General features: G+C 69.3%; 13 protein-coding genes. 4 read left to right on the top strand and 9 right to left on the bottom strand.

Annotation, left to right across the window (positions count from 1 at the left end):
- Window positions 1-10: 10 nt before the first annotated feature.
- On the bottom strand, window positions 11-1279 hold the full coding sequence (locus tag AC1DF3_RS33460) for a hypothetical protein (protein ID WP_478142322.1): 1269 nt from the start codon (window positions 1277-1279) through the stop codon (window positions 11-13).
- 221 nt (window positions 1280-1500) lie between these two features.
- Between AC1DF3_RS33460 and AC1DF3_RS33455 the strand changes: the two genes are divergently transcribed.
- Window positions 1501-2610 carry an OmpA family protein gene (locus AC1DF3_RS33455; RefSeq protein WP_478142321.1) on the top strand — a complete coding sequence of 370 codons (1110 nt, stop codon included), beginning with the start codon at window positions 1501-1503 and terminating at the stop codon, window positions 2608-2610.
- Here the strand turns inward: AC1DF3_RS33455 and AC1DF3_RS33450 are convergent.
- From AC1DF3_RS33450 to AC1DF3_RS33440, 3 genes are all read right to left on the bottom strand, one after another.
- Window positions 2607-4037: an MFS transporter gene (locus AC1DF3_RS33450; RefSeq protein WP_478142320.1), complete on the bottom strand. Its 1431-nt coding sequence runs from the start codon at window positions 4035-4037 to the stop codon at window positions 2607-2609. The genes AC1DF3_RS33455 and AC1DF3_RS33450 overlap by 4 nt on opposite strands.
- Window positions 4038-4066: 29 nt before the next feature.
- Window positions 4067-4771, bottom strand: a complete 705-nt coding sequence (locus tag AC1DF3_RS33445) for an SDR family oxidoreductase (RefSeq protein WP_478142319.1) — start codon at window positions 4769-4771, stop codon at window positions 4067-4069.
- Window positions 4772-4874: 103 nt separating this feature from the next.
- Entirely contained in the window at window positions 4875-5468 is a 594-nt protein-coding gene (locus AC1DF3_RS33440) for a TetR/AcrR family transcriptional regulator (protein ID WP_286530877.1), read from the bottom strand.
- A 151-nt stretch (window positions 5469-5619) separates the two neighbouring features.
- Here AC1DF3_RS33440 and AC1DF3_RS33435 point away from each other — a divergent pair, with 151 nt between their 5' ends.
- Complete coding sequence (locus AC1DF3_RS33435) at window positions 5620-6648, top strand: zinc-dependent alcohol dehydrogenase (RefSeq protein ID WP_478142318.1); 1029 nt, start codon at window positions 5620-5622, stop codon at window positions 6646-6648.
- Window positions 6649-6682: 34 nt separating this feature from the next.
- Here AC1DF3_RS33435 and AC1DF3_RS33430 read toward each other — a convergent pair whose 3' ends face one another.
- The 3 genes from AC1DF3_RS33430 to AC1DF3_RS33420 are packed head-to-tail and all read right to left on the bottom strand — an operon-like array spanning window position 6683 to window position 11452.
- Complete coding sequence (locus AC1DF3_RS33430) at window positions 6683-9331, bottom strand: diguanylate cyclase domain-containing protein (RefSeq protein ID WP_478142317.1); 2649 nt, start codon at window positions 9329-9331, stop codon at window positions 6683-6685.
- A gap of 11 nt (window positions 9332-9342) precedes the next feature.
- Window positions 9343-10065 carry an EAL domain-containing protein gene (locus tag AC1DF3_RS33425; protein ID WP_478142316.1) on the bottom strand — a complete coding sequence of 241 codons (723 nt, stop codon included), beginning with the start codon at window positions 10063-10065 and terminating at the stop codon, window positions 9343-9345.
- Window positions 10066-10117: 52 nt separating this feature from the next.
- Entirely contained in the window at window positions 10118-11452 is a 1335-nt protein-coding gene (locus AC1DF3_RS33420) for an aminotransferase-like domain-containing protein (protein ID WP_478142315.1), read from the bottom strand.
- A gap of 63 nt (window positions 11453-11515) precedes the next feature.
- Between AC1DF3_RS33420 and AC1DF3_RS33415 the strand changes: the two genes are divergently transcribed.
- The gene (locus tag AC1DF3_RS33415) at window positions 11516-12118 is read left to right on the top strand and encodes a DJ-1/PfpI family protein (RefSeq protein ID WP_478142314.1); all 603 of its coding nucleotides are present in this window, start codon (window positions 11516-11518) and stop codon (window positions 12116-12118) included.
- A gap of 101 nt (window positions 12119-12219) precedes the next feature.
- Here AC1DF3_RS33415 and AC1DF3_RS33410 read toward each other — a convergent pair whose 3' ends face one another.
- Both AC1DF3_RS33410 and AC1DF3_RS33405 read right to left on the bottom strand, forming a co-directional pair.
- Window positions 12220-12384 carry a hypothetical protein gene (locus AC1DF3_RS33410; protein ID WP_478142313.1) on the bottom strand — a complete coding sequence of 55 codons (165 nt, stop codon included), beginning with the start codon at window positions 12382-12384 and terminating at the stop codon, window positions 12220-12222.
- Window positions 12385-12403: 19 nt separating this feature from the next.
- The gene (locus tag AC1DF3_RS33405; RefSeq protein ID WP_478142312.1) at window positions 12404-13624 is read right to left on the bottom strand and encodes a serine hydrolase domain-containing protein; all 1221 of its coding nucleotides are present in this window, start codon (window positions 13622-13624) and stop codon (window positions 12404-12406) included.
- Between the two features lie 239 nt (window positions 13625-13863).
- On the opposite strand from AC1DF3_RS33405, the gene AC1DF3_RS33400 reads away from it, so the two are divergent.
- Window positions 13864-14028 (top strand): porin (locus tag AC1DF3_RS33400; protein ID WP_478142342.1); only part of this gene is annotated, 165 nt, incomplete at its 3' end.

The raw sequence follows: 14028 nt of genomic DNA, 5'->3' as shown, positions 1-14028 counted from the left end.
CCGGCCAGCTTCAAACAGGCAGCAGTGTCTTGACCTGCTCGAGGACCTGCGCAAGGGGCACCTGCGTGGCCGCCACGCAAATCAGCGGAAGCACCGCCGCAAGGACGATCGGCATGACGCTCTCCAGGGTCACCGGCACCGGAAGCATGCGCTTGATCAGGTCGTAGCCGGCAGCGAAGTCGGCCATCGACGACGGGTCGGGCGAGCCCAGCATCTCTTCAGCCGGCAGTGCCCTGGTCGCCGAAATCCACTTCTTCTCGAAGGCGATGTTGTGCTGGCTCGCCAGTGAGCCGTAGTGCGCCAGACCGGCGTGCTTCAAGGCCACGAGCCGGGGCGCGAAGACCGCGAGGGGCGCGACGAAGGCAATGGCGAAGAAGACGATCATGCCGATCAGGGCGAACTTGAAACCCATCAGGCTGGCATCACCGTGCACCACCAGCTTGAGAACCGTGGCGGACACCACCGTGCTTTCGGCCAACACGAACAGGACGTAGGTCTTCGGGTACTGCCCCATGAAGGCGAGTCCGCCGCAGCGATCGGGATGCGTCGCGACCAGGCGCATGTCGCAGCGCGCGATCTCATGCAGCATCAAGCCCCATGTCACGAAGCGCCACAGCCAGCGCCCGAGCAGGAACCAGTACAGCGGCAGCGCGACCAGCATGGCCCACCAGCCGGCCAGGGTCGGTTGGAGCGTGCCGTCGACCATGCGCCCGTGCCAGGTGCCGCCGGCGGCAGCCATCGGCGCCTTGGTGAGCCACAGCCAGGAGAGCAGGTAGGCCAGCACGAGGATCAGGCCTTCGGCCAGCCACGAGCCGGTGCGCCTTTCCATGTTCGCGCGAGCCTTGGCAAAGCCGCTGCGCGACGCCGGCGGCACGATCCCGCGCTCCTCGAATTGACCGACCAGCTGCGCCATGCGCTGGTCCGAGCTCTGCTCCATCAACACGAAGGCCACGATGGCGAAGGCGTAGGCATAGGCGCTGTAGTCGAACAGGATGGCGCGCTCCGGATGCGCGTCGATGGCAAAGCCCTGGAACGCGGCCAGGACCAGTGCGGGAATCCACCCCACGGCCACGAACAGCGCGGCACGGCGACCCGCCGCGAGATCGGTGTCGGTCAGCAGGCCGACGCGGCGCTGCCAGCGATAGAACGGACCGTGCCTGTTGAACGAGACGCGCATGCGCTGCCACTCCTGTTGTTCGAGCACAGCACGGCCGTGCCGCCTGCGCGCACCGCGGCTGCCGAGGAAACCGATGTTGGCGGTGAAGGCGCCGGGGTGCAATTGCCCTTTGGTGCAACGCCTCTTCGGAGCGACACCAGCGTGGCCGCTGCGCAAAAGGTTTCGCTCCATCGTGAAAGAAGTGAAACCGGAAGTGGCCGTGCCGCGACTGAGACACACCCGGTTGCGTGTAGGCAGGCCTGCAGACTTGCGCGCACCTATCGTGCTTCACACCACTGGCTCCGGCCGAGGGCTCTCATCAACATCAGCAAAGTGAGGCTTTCATGTTCGTTCGACGCACTTTCGCAGCTTGCTGCGCGCTGGCCCTTCCGTATGGTGCCTGCCTCGCGCAGACCACCTTCGCACCGGATCAGTACTTCGACAACCGCTGGTACATCACGCCCTTCGGCAGCTACATCCATCCCGACGGTGACCGCAATGCCGACAACGGCTGGGGCGGAGGCTTCTCCATCGGCAAGCCGATCAGCCCGAGTTGGAACATCGAGCTGCGTGGCCAGTACGAGGAACTGGACGGCAACGTCGGCACCAACTTCGGCGTTTTCAACAGCACGAACAAGTACAAGAACTGGAGCGGCACGCTCGACGCGCAGTGGTTCCCATGGAGCCGCCTGGGGATCGACCGCTGGCAGTCGAACCGGGTGCATCCCTATCTCGTGGGCGGCATCGGCGCCATCGACAACAAGGTGGAGCGGGCGTTCGGCATCAACGACAGCCACACGAGTTTCATGGCCAATGCGGGGGTCGGCATCGTCTGGCCGTTTTCGTCCTGGGGCCGCCTGGTGGCAGACGCACGCTATCGCTATGTCGACAACGCCAACAACAGCTTGACTGGCAACCGGCAGAGCATGAACGACTGGCTGTTCTCGGTGGGCCTGCAGATTCCGTTCGGGCCGCCCCCGCAGGTGGCGCGAGCCGCTCCGCCGGCGGCGATGCCGGCACCGATGCCGCCGCCGCCCCCGCCGCCGCCGGCTGCGCGCAACTTCGAGCTCAAGGCCGACGGCACCTTCGCCTTCGCCAAGTCGGACCTGACGCCCACCGGCCGCACCCGCATCGACAACACGCTCGCGGAGCTCAAGTCCTCGGGCATCCGGTTGCGCGCGATCTCCATCGTCGGCCACACCGACCCGATCGGCAGCAACGAGTTCAACCAGCGCCTGTCGCTGGCGCGGGCCAACTCCGTGCGCGACTACCTGGTCGCCCAAGGCGTCCCGGCCAACATCATCACGACCGAAGGCCGCAGCTTCTCGGAGTTGAAGGTCACCGAAGCCGATTGCAGGGCCCAGGGCAAGGCGAAGACCCGCACCGCGCTCATCGCCTGCTTCGAGCCGAACCGCCGCGTGGAGATCCGCGCCACGGGCGAGCAGCCGGGCTAGCCGCGCGACGACGCCGCCGCCGCTGGTCGCGTGTTGACCAGCGTGCACAGCAGCGCCGTCAGCAGCGCCAGGCCGATGTGCCACTTGTAGAGGGCGTCGAAGTCGCCGCGCTGCAGCACGCCGTGGCCGAGCAGCACCACCGTGATCGCGACGCCGATCACGGCGCCGATCTGGCGCGTGGCCTGGTTGACCGCGCTGCCGACCGCGTAGTGGGCGGCGGGCAGCTTGCTCACCGCCGCGCCCGACAGCGACGGCATCACGAGGCCGACACTGGTCCCGCTCAGGAACAGGCCAGGCAGCCACTGCGTCGCATAGGCTGGCTCGGTGCCGGGCACCAGCAGGAACCACAGGCCGGTGGCGGCGAACAGCAAGGCGCCGCCGACCAGGAACGGCCGATGGCCGTAGCGTCCGGCAAGCCGGCCGGTGACGATGGCCACCGGAATCACCATCAACGGTCCCGGCGCGATCGCCAGGCCGGCGAGCGCCTGGCTGTAGTGCCAGACATTGCTCATGTAGAAGAAGAAGGCGAAGAACATCATCGCGAACGCGATCCCGAACGTGAGCGTCGCGGCATTGACCGCGCTGTAGGTCGGGTGGCGAAACAGCGTCAGGTCGATCAGCGGTGCGCGCACGTTGCGGGCCCAGATGACGAAGCTCACCAGCGCGATCGCGCCCGTCGCCGCGACGGCCGCCAGCTGCCCGCGCGACCAGTACAGCGATTCGGACTCGACGATCGCCAGCGTCAGCGCACCGACGGCAACGATCAGCAGGCTCATTCCGACCCCGTCGATCCGGGTCCGGTGGGCCGATCGCGTCGACTCGGTCAGCAGGTAGGCGCCGCACCAGAGCGACAGGGCCCCGATCGGCAGGTTGATGAAGAAGGCCCAGGGCCAGCCGATGGTCTGGATCACGAAGGAACCGAGGCTCGGCCCGACGGCCGCCGCGAAACCGCCCACCGCGCCCCACAGGCTGACGGTGACCGCACGCTTGCTCTGCGGAAAGGCGGCCAGCACGATCGACAGCGACGCCGGCGTCAGCAGCGCGGCGCCGACCGCCTGCAGCACCCGCCCGGCGATCAGCCAGCCGACGCTGCCGGCCAGTCCGCAGGCGGCCGAGGCGGCGATGAACAGCGTCACGCCGAGCATGAAGACCCGCTTGCGGCCGTGGGCGTCCGACAGGCCGCCGGCGGGAATCAGCATGGCCGCATAGACCACCGTGTAGGCGTTGAGCACCCACGACATCTCGGCCGCGCTGGCGTCCGGGAAACCGGTCCGCAGCGCGCCGAAGGCCGAATACAGCATGGTGCTGTCGAGCGAGACCAGGAAGGCCGCCACGCTGGCGACCCAGAACACCGGCCAGGGCGAGGCCTTGGGTGGATGGGCGGCTGCGGCCGGGGCCGGAGCCGTGGGTGCGGTGGCGATCGTCATCGTGCCGTCCGTCGGATTCGACTCGGCGCTCAGGCGCGCGTCGGCATGTAGCTCGGCGTGGCGGCGGTCAGACCTTGCTTGACCAGCCGGGTGCGATCGTCGGCCAGCACCTCGTCGAGGCCGGCCTCGAGGCCATCGAGGGCGCTCTTGACGATGTCCTCGGGGCTGGTCTTCGGGCCCTCGAGTCCGCGCGCCAGGTCGGTGTCGACGAAGGCCATGTGCAGCGCGAGGACCTGCGTGTTCTGCGGCGCCAGTTCGTGACGCAGCGAGTTGGTGAGCGACCAGGCGGCCGATTTGGTCGCCGCATAGCCGGCGAGCTGGCCGCCGTTGATCCACGAGACGATCGACAGCACGTTGAGCAGCGCGCCGCCTCCGTTGGCCTTCAGCACCGGCGCGAAGGCCTTGCTCATGCGCAGCATGCCGAAGAAGTTGGTCTCGAACTGGCGCCGCGCTACCTCTTCGCTGTCGGCCGCGAGAAAGCCGCCGACCTGGGCGACGCCGGCGTTGTTGATCACCAGGGTCACGTCGCCGGCGCGGGCCACGGCGGCGGCGACCTCTTCGGGCTTCGTGACATCGAGGCGGATGGCCTCGACGCCGGGCTGCGTGACGCTGGACGGATCGCGGGCGCCGGCGTAGACCTTGCGGGCGCCGCGCGCCAGCAGCTCACGGGTGAAGGCCAGGCCGATGCCGCGATTGGCGCCGGTGACGAGGACGGTGGCGTTGCTGATTTTCATGATGGCTTCCTTGGGACGAGTGAGGGTGGTGGGAGGGAACGAACAATATGATCTATGTCATATTAATAGGCGAAGCATGGCGATGGCAGCATGTCGGCAGGGTTCAGTGGGCGGCGGCGGGCGGTTCGTACTGCGCGAGCAGCGACTTGCGCGCATCCGCCAGCACCGCGCGCGCTTCTTCGCCGTCGCCCAGCGCCCGCGCCAGTTGCAGGGCGCCGACCAGGGTGCCGGCCACCGCCGCGGCAGCCGCGCGCGGCGCGTCTGGAAGGGCGCCGCGCACGCCGGCGATCAGGCGCCGTACCCGGTGGGCGGAGGCTTCGCGCACGGCCTCGGACTGGCGCGGCATGTCGGAGCCGAGCGCAGCCACGGGGCAGCCGCACGCCAGCGAGGCCAGGTTCGAATCGGCCAGGTAGGTCTCGACCAGCGCGCGGAATGCGCTCACTCCCCTGCGGGCGCGCCGCTCGGCGGCGAGGGCCACGGCCTCGGCGCTCTCGCGGCCCGCCCGTTCGAGCGCCTCCACCAGCAGGGCGTCGCGCGAATCGAAATGGGCATAGAAGCCGCCATGCGTCAGGCCGGCTTCCTTCATGACATCGGCCACGCCCACGCCGGCATAGCCGCGCTCCCGGATCGCGCGGGCAGCCACGGCGACGATGCGCTCGTGGGTTTCTTCCTTGCGGCTGTTCGGGGTGCGGCTCATGAGGGCTCGTGCCAATCGAAATTAATATGACCGCAATCATATTCTTCAGATTGCCGGTTGTCAATCTGCGCGGCGCCGCCGGGCTGGACAAGCGCCGACCCGATCGCTACATTGAAAAACTTCGCCCCGTGCCTCGACCAAGGAGCACAGCATGCCGACCATGAAAGCCGCCGTCGTCCACGCCTTCAAGCAGCCGTTGACGATCGACGAGGTCCCCGTTCCCGAGGCCGTGCCGGGCCGCATCGTCGTCAAGGTCATCGCTTCCGGCGTCTGCCACACCGATCTGCACGCCGCCGATGGCGATTGGCCCGTGAAGCCCAGCCCGCCGTTCATTCCGGGTCACGAAGGCGTCGGCTATGTCTCGGCGGTCGGCGCCGGCGTGAAGCATGTCAAGGAGGGCGACCGCGTGGGCATCCCCTGGCTGCACACCGCCTGCGGCCACTGCGAGCATTGCATGACCGGCTGGGAGACGCTGTGCGACGGCCAGCAGATGACCGGCTACACCGTCAACGGCGGCTATGCCGAATACGTGCAGGCCGACCCGGGCTATGTCGGCCACCTGCCTTCGAACGTCGGCTTCTCGGCCATCGCGCCGGTGCTCTGCGCGGGCGTGACGGTCTACAAGGGCCTGAAGGTGCTCGACTGCAAACCCGGCGACTGGATCGCGATCTCCGGCGTGGGCGGCCTGGGCCACATGGCGGTGCAGTACGCCAAGGCGATGGGCTTCCACGTCGCCGCGGTCGACGTCGACGACGAGAAGCTGGCGCTGGCCAGCAAGGTCGGCGCCGAGCTCGTCGTCAACGCCAGCAAGGTGGACCCGGCGCACGAACTGCAGCGCGCGCTGCGCGGCGCGCACGGCGTGCTGGTCACCGCGCCCTCGCGCAAGGCCTTCGACCAGGCCCTGGGCATGATGCACAAGCGCGGCACGATGTCGCTCGTGGGCCTGCCGCCCGGCGAGTTCGGCCTGCCGATCTTCGACGTCGTGCTCAACGCGAAGACCATCCGGGGCTCGATCGTCGGCACCCGCATGGACCTGCAGGAAGCCCTGGCCTTCGCCGGCGATGGCAAGGTGCACACCGTCTACTCCGAAGACACGCTGGAAAACGTCAACGGCATCTTCGATCGCATGCGCCAGGGCGCCATCGAAGGGCGCGTCGTGATGAAGCTGGCCGACGGCTGACCGCACGGTGCCGATGGCCTGGCGAATCCGCGCCTCAGGCCGTTGCGTGCGCCTCGGGAAACTCCGCCAGCCGGTAGTCGTTGCGGCCCGCGCCCTTGGCCTGGTAGAGCATCTCGTCGGCGGCGAGCATCAGCTGCGTGGCGGTCGCCGCGCTGCCGGCGACATGGAAGGCCACACCCACGCTGGCGCTGACGTCGATGCGGCAGCCGCTCAGCATGTAGGGCCGGCTCAAGGCGTCGACGATCTTGGCGGCGATGCGTGCCGCGGTCTGAGCGTCGGCCACCTGCCCGATGATCACCGTGAACTCGTCGCCGCCGACGCGGGCGACGAAATCGCGTGCCCGCAGGGCCTGGACCAGCCGGTCGGCCACTTCGCGCAGCAAGGCATCGCCGGTGCCATGGCCGAACTGGTCGTTGACCTGCTTGAAGCGGTCGAGGTCCAGGAACATCAAGGCCGCCACGCGGCCTCCCCCGGGCGCCGCCGCCAGCGTTTCTTCGAGCCGCCGGTTGAAGCCGGCACGGTTGGCCAGCCCGGTGAGCGGGTCCTCGTGGGCGAGCTGCAGCAGGCGCTTCTCTTCCTGCTTCTGGCGCGTGACATCGGTCGAGACCGCGTGGAAGCCCGTGAGGACGCTGCCGTCGATGCCGCGCTGGGGAATGTAGTTCGACTCGAAGCAGGCATAGCCGCCGTCGCTGACCAGCTCGCTCTGGAACGTGACCGGCTCCCCTTGCAGGGCCCGGGCCACGTGGGCCTCGATGGAATGAAAGCGGCTGCCGAAAAGCTCCTTCACCGTCCGGCCGACGATCGCCTCCCGCGGGATGCCGAAGGCGCCTTCGTAGGCCCGGTTCACGAACCTGTAGCGCTGCGAGGTGTCGATGAACGCCACCCGCATCGGCAGCGCATCGGCGATGGTGCGCAATCGCGCCTCGCTCTCGAAGAGCGCGACCTCGGTGGCCTTGGCTTCCGAGATGTCGCGCATGATGCCCGAGAAGCGTTCGATCTTGCCGGCCTTGTCGCGGTGGGCGATGACCATGTGGCTGACCGGAAACACGTCCGCCGGATGGGCGCCGCAGATGTCCGATTCGCCCACCCAGACGCCGCGGGAAACGGCCGTGGGGACGATGGTTTCCCGCAGCCGCAGCAGCGTGGCCGGCGGCATGAAGTCAGCCATCGTGAAATGCGTGACAGGCGCGTCCTGAGCCACGCCGGTGCGCAGGCGAGCCGCCGGATTCATATAGCTCAGGCGACCATGCTTGTCGAGTTGCACCACGTAGTCGGTGGTCTTCTCGAAGATCGCGGTCTGGGTGCGCAGCGCCTGCTCGGCCAGCGTGCGCTCGGTGATGTCGATCAGGGTGCCGACCTGACCGACCACCCGGCCGGCGGCGACGATCGGCTGCATCTGCAGGGACACCAGCACGCTGCTGCCGTCGGTACGCCGGATCCAGCGCTTCAACTGGAACGGCTCGTTGCTGGCCACCCGCGTGAGCCATTGCCGCCATGTCTCCTCGCGTTGCTCGGGCCGGACGCACCCGAGCCAGCCATCGGCCGCTTGTGCCCGCTCGATCCCGTGGATGGCCAGGTAGGCGTCGTTGACGTCGACCATGCGCCCCCGCTCGTCGCAACGAAAGAGGCCGACCGGCGCGGCATCGGTCAGCGCGGCCTTTTCGCTGCGCTGCGTGCGCAACTCGGTCATCAGCGCATCGAACTCGCGCGCGAGGTCGCCGTACTCGTCGTTCACGCGCACGTCCAGCAACACCGGCGCGTCGGGATTGCGGCGCAGGCGCCGGATCACCGAATGCAAAGAGCCGAGCGGGCGCACCAGCCACAGCGTGCCGGCCCACACCAGGGCGCCGGTCACCACCGCGAGCAGCAGCATCTGGAGCAGCAGCGCCCGGCGCGCCTTCGCCAGCGGCGCATAGGCGGTCCGGGCCGGCAGCACCACATGCACGTTCCAGCCGGTGGCCGCGATCTTCGCGCTGCTTTCGAGGTCGTCGGGCTGGCGCCACTCGGTGTCCGCCTTCCCGCCTCGCACCGGCTGAAGCACGCGCGCCGGGTCGGGGTGGACGACGTAGACCGGCGACTCGCCGCCGGAGTCGACGATGTAGTAGCCCTCGCCGCTCAGGCGCGCCGCCGCCAGGTTGCCCAGCATGTTCGGCCGATGCAGGTTCAGGCCGCCACCGAGCACGCCCAGCACGCGGCCGTCGGCGTCCTTGACCGGCACCGCCATCAGCACCGCCGACTCGCCGCTGGTGCGCGCGTTCAGCGGCTGCGAGACCGCGGCGACCCCGGTGTCGCGGGCCCGCCGGAAGTAGTCGCGGTCCGCCACGCTGACCTCCTTGGCGACCGGCGGCGGCTCGGCCAGGAGGATGTTGCCCGCGACGTCGATCAGTGCGATGCCGTCGAACATCGGGCGCAGACCGCTGTGGGCGAGGAACGGCGCACGCCGCCCGGGATCGGAGAAGGTCGAGGCATCGCCGCGCCGCGCTTCTCGCGACAGCGTCGCGAGGTGCATCGCGAGCTTGTAGTCGAGGTCCGCGGCCGCGGCGTGCGCGAGGCCCTGGAGCTGCTGGCCGAGCAGTGCCGTGTACCCGCGCGACAACTGCCGGTACTGCCAGGCCGCGGTGGCGCCGACCAGCATCAGCACGAGCGAAGTCGTCAACAGCGCGGATCGGGTGGGCAGGTTCATGCGCATGCGCTTCATCGCTCGGCGTCCCCCCAGGCGATCGGCGGCAGGGACGCGATGACCGGCCGCGAGAAGAGGTAGCCCTGGAACAGCTTGACGCCGATGCCGCGCAGCGCGCGCAGCTCTTCGCGCGTCTCGATGCCCTCGGCGACGACGCGCACGCGCAGCTCGCCGCAGGTCTGGACGAAGCCGCGCACGATGGCCAGGCGCACCGGGTCGGCATCGACGCCCCGCACCAGGCTCATGTCGACCTTGACGATGTCGGGCTGGAAGCCCGCCAGCAGCTCGAAGCCCGCATAGGCAGCGCCGAAGTCGTCGATGGCCGAGGTGAAGCCGTAGCACTTGAAGGTCTTGAACGACGCCGCCAGGCCGGGCAGGTTCTGCACCCGTTCGCCCTCCGTGAGTTCGAACATCAGCTGTTCGACCGGGAAGCCGAAGCGCGCCGCAGCGGCCATCGCGCTGCGAAAGCACTGCTCCTGGCCGGCCACGTCGTTGGGCATGACGTTGAGGCTCAGCTTGGCCCGCATGCCCAGCCGGGCCGCCAGCTCGATGGCGCGCATGCGGCAGGCCTCATGGAAGGCGAAGCGCTGCTCCGGGCCGACCTGTCCCAGCACCTCGAGCGCGCCCTCCCCCTCGAGCCCCCGCACGAGTGCCTCATAGGCGAAGACCGCGCGCTGGTCGGCGTCCACGATGGGCTGGAACGCCATGGTGAAGGCGGGGAGCGTGGGGGAAGCCATCTCTCCTCTATCGGCGCCCGGCGCCGAAACTTGAGTGCCGGGCACCGAGCGCTCAGAAGGCGTGCTCCCCGACCACCCGCCGCACCGCCCTCAAGCCACTGTCCAGGCTGTCGAGCGCGACCGAGCCGAGCGCCAGGCGCAGGGCGTGCGGCACCTGCCGCGAGGTCGCAAAGGGCTCGGCCGTCGACACCGAAACCCCTTCGCGCATGAGCGCCGCCGCGACCCGGTCGGCGCGGACCCCTTCGGGCAGCGGCAGCCAGGCGAAGTACGACGACGGATGGCGCACGCAGCGCAGGCCGGCGAGCGCGGCGCCGGCCATCGACTGGCGCAGCGCGGCGTCCTGTCGCTTCTCGGCTTCGAGCCGGGCGACCGTGCCGTCCTCCAGCCAGCCGCAGGCGATCGCCGTCGTCACGCCCGGCGCGCACCAGGTGGTGGCCCGGATCGCTCGCTCGATCCTCGGCACCCAGGCCGGGGGCGCGACCACGAAGCCCACGCGCAGCCCGGTCGCCACGCTCTTCGACAGGCCCGAGACATAAACCGTGCGATCCGGCACCAGCATCGCCATCGGCGGCGGCGGGTTGTCGGCCAGGAAGGCATAGGCCGCGTCCTCGATGACGAGCAGGCCGTGCTGCCGGGCGATCGCGGCCAGGCGGCGACGACGGGTCGCGCTCATCACCCAGCCGAGCGGGTTGTGAAGGGTCGGCATCGTGTAGACGGCCCGGACCCGGCGCCGCGCGCACAACCGTTCCAGCGCATCCAGGTCGGGCCCCTGCCCCGCGGCCGGAATGGGCGCCAGTTCCAGCCGCTGGGCCTCGGCGAGGACCTTGAATCCCGGGTAGGTCAGCGCATCGACGGCGACCACGTCGCCCGGCTGCAGCAGTGCCATCACCGTCACCGCCAGGCCGTGCTGCGCGCCGTCGACGATCAATACCGAAGACGCATCGGCCGCCAGCCCCCGCGACGCGAGGTGCCGGGCGATGCAGGCGCGTTCGTGCATGCGCCCGCCATGGGGCGCATAGCGCAGCATCGCTTCCAGATCGCCGCCGGCGGCGACCTGCCGCAGGGCAGCGCGCAGAAGTTCGGCCTGTCCCGGCAGCGACGGGTAGTTGAAGTTCAGGTCCACCAGGCCCGCCGCCACGGCCTGCTGGTCGACGCCCTGGCCGTAGGGAAGCGCCGCCTCGCGAACGAAGGTGCCGCGCCCGACCTCGCCGCTGACCAGGCCCATGGCCTCGAGCTCCGCATACACGCGCGACGCCGTGACCAGGGCCAGGCCGTGGCGCTCGGCCAGCCGGCGATGGGTGGGCAGGCGCGTACCCGGCGGGAGATGCCCGGTGCGTATCCCGGCCGCGAGTTCATCGACCAGCTGCTTGTATCGGGGTTCGGCCATCACTCGGTGTATTCATGACAATTTTTTGATTGTATTGATCGCTGCGCCTACGATGGCAACACCATGCACATCGCCATCCTCACCTTCGACGGCTTCAACGAACTGGATTCGCTGATCGCCCTCGGCGTCCTGAACCGGATCAAGAAGCCTGACTGGCGCGTGACGCTGTGCTGCCCGACGGCGGAAGTCACGTCCATGAACGGCGTCACCGTGCGCGCCCAGTCGTCGCTCGCGGACGCTCGAGATGCGGATGCCGTTGTCGTCGGCAGCGGCGTGCGGACACGGGAGGTCGTCGACGACCCCGTGCTGATGGGGCGCCTGGCCCTCGACCCCGGCCGGCAGTTGATCGCGGCCCAGTGTTCCGGCGCCTTGATCCTGGCCAGGCTCGGCCTGCTCGGCGGCGTGCCGGCATGCACCGACCTGACCACCAAACCCTGGGTGCAGGCGGCCGGCGTCGAAGTCCTGAACCAGGCCTTCCATGCACGCGGCAACGTCGCCACCGCGGGTGGCTGCCTGGCCTCGCCCTACCTGGCGGCCTGGATCATCGCCCGCACCGAAGGACACGAGGCCGCGAGGGCGGCGCTGCACTACGTGGCGCCCGTGGGCGAGAAGGAAGCGTACGTCGCCAACGCCTTCGGACAGATCGCACCGTATCTGCCGCAATAGCGCCGCTAGACGGCCTTCGGCGCTGCGGCGACGGCGCCATACACGCGCCGCCGCAGAAGGTCTTGTCGAGGTGGATGTGCACGTCCCGAAACGTCGGCAGATCACTGCCCTTGCGCGTCGTAGACCGCGGTGTCCGGAGGAACAGGCGACTTCGTCGCCAGAACCTCGGCAACCGTGCCACTGGCGATGCGCAGCGTCTTCGGTTCGGTCTGGGTGCGATTGATGACCGGCGTATCGAGCCAGGGCTCGTCCGCAATCTGACGCACGAGCGTGGGCTTCAGGGCCTCAGCCCCCGGGCTTCTTCGCCGCCGCTGCCGCCTCGTCGTCGATCGCCTTGCGCACCGCCTTGTAGAAGTCCTCTCGCGCCATGCTGTCGGCACGGTCGTTGGCCCCGCCCGCCCAGTCGCCGTTGGAGGCGATCACCAGCCTGCGCTTCGGATCGATGAAGATGCCCTGGCCGAAGATGCCGCGCGCCGCGAAGCTGCCGTCGTCGTAGGTCCACCACTGGAAGCCGTAGCCGCGGCCCGGCTGCCCGATGTCGGCCTGTCGCGTGGTGGCCTCGGCCAGCCAGCCGTCCGCGACCACGGGCTGCCCGCCGGCACGCGCGCCGTCGAGGACGAACTGCCCGAAGCGCGCGAAGTCGCGCGTGGCCGCCTGGATGCAGCAGCCGCTGATCTCCTGGCCGGTGCGGCTCAGGAGCCAGGTCGCCTGCTGCTCCATGCCGGCCGGCACCCAGATCTTCTCCGACAGGTAGCTGGCCAGCGGCTTGCCCGTCGCCCGCGCGACCAGCACGCCCACCAGGTTGGTCTCGCCGGTGCTGTAGTTCCAGCGCGTGCCGGGCGGCACTGCCCGCGGCAGCTTGCGCAGATAGCTCACGAGCGCATCGACGCCTTCCTCGGGCTGGTGGTTGTTGAAGCGCGCCACGTCCGAGTCCGGATTGGCGTAGTCCTCGTTCCAGCGCACGCCCGAGGTCATGGTCAGCAGCTGGCGGATGCTGACCTCGTCATAGGCCGAGCCCTTCATCTCCTGGATGTAGTCGCTGACCTTGTCGTCGAGGCTGCGGATCTTGCCGTCGCGCACGGCGGCGCCGAGCAGCGTGGAAGTGATGGACTTCGCCACCGAGAAGCTGGTCCAGCGCCCGTCGCGGTCGAAGCCCAGGCCATAGCGCTCCAGGCGCAGCCTGCCGTCATGGAGGATCAGCAGTGCGGCACTCCTTTGCTGGGCCATGTAGGCGTCGACATCCAGCGGCAGGGCCAGTGGCGGGCCCGGCGGCAACGGCGAGGGCTTGCCGCCAGCGGCGACGACATGGGCCTTGGCCAGCACCGGCAGGCGATCGAGGGCCCGGAAGGCGGCGTCGCGCTGCGGCTGGCTCCAGAACAGCAGGTCGCGGTCGGTCGGCAGCGTGGCGAGCAGCCCGCGCGTTTCCTTGTCCAGGCTGAACCAGCCCGCGGTTCCGGCGATGGCGGCGACCGCGAGCGCGCCGAGGATGATCTTGCCGAGCTTCATGCTTCGACCCGCTGAAGTGATGATGTGCAGCGCATTGGACAGCAATCCGGACGCACCGGACAAGCGCGGCCCTCGGGCCTTCCCCGCCCTGCCCCCCCTCCGCCAAGGAGGGGTATCCAAATCGCCCCCCCTTCCAGAATTCCGCCTGTCCCGCAAGCGCACCGGGTGGTCGAGGCTGGCCCTCGCCAGCGCTCGATCGCTTCACTTCCTTGCCCTATTTCCAACACCGCAGAGACCCCATGAAGAAAACCCTGATCGCCCTGACCGTCCTCGCCGCCGGCGGCGCTTCCGCCCAGTCCTCCGTCACGTTGTTCGGCGTCGTCGACGCCACGGTCAGCGGCTATTCGAACAAGGCCGAGACGCCGTTCGGCGTCGGCGTCACGACCAGCAGCACCGGGCAGAAC

The organism is Variovorax sp. 10N432 (assembly GCF_056394465.1).
This window is presented reverse-complemented; position numbering and strand designations above follow the sequence as displayed.

Coding starts and splice junctions, on each gene's coding strand:
- AC1DF3_RS33450 (WP_478142320.1), bottom strand. CDS start 4,037: ATGACGATCGCCACCGCACCCACGGCTCCGGCCCCGGCCGCAGCCGCC.
- AC1DF3_RS33440 (WP_286530877.1), bottom strand. CDS start 5,468: ATGAGCCGCACCCCGAACAGCCGCAAGGAAGAAACCCACGAGCGCATC.
- AC1DF3_RS33420 (WP_478142315.1), bottom strand. CDS start 11,452: ATGGCCGAACCCCGATACAAGCAGCTGGTCGATGAACTCGCGGCCGGG.
- AC1DF3_RS33430 (WP_478142317.1), bottom strand. CDS start 9,331: ATGAACCTGCCCACCCGATCCGCGCTGTTGACGACTTCGCTCGTGCTG.
- AC1DF3_RS33435 (WP_478142318.1), top strand. CDS start 5,620: ATGCCGACCATGAAAGCCGCCGTCGTCCACGCCTTCAAGCAGCCGTTG.
- AC1DF3_RS33415 (WP_478142314.1), top strand. CDS start 11,516: ATGCACATCGCCATCCTCACCTTCGACGGCTTCAACGAACTGGATTCG.
- AC1DF3_RS33425 (WP_478142316.1), bottom strand. CDS start 10,065: ATGGCTTCCCCCACGCTCCCCGCCTTCACCATGGCGTTCCAGCCCATC.
- AC1DF3_RS33455 (WP_478142321.1), top strand. CDS start 1,501: ATGTTCGTTCGACGCACTTTCGCAGCTTGCTGCGCGCTGGCCCTTCCG.
- AC1DF3_RS33445 (WP_478142319.1), bottom strand. CDS start 4,771: ATGAAAATCAGCAACGCCACCGTCCTCGTCACCGGCGCCAATCGCGGC.
- AC1DF3_RS33405 (WP_478142312.1), bottom strand. CDS start 13,624: ATGAAGCTCGGCAAGATCATCCTCGGCGCGCTCGCGGTCGCCGCCATC.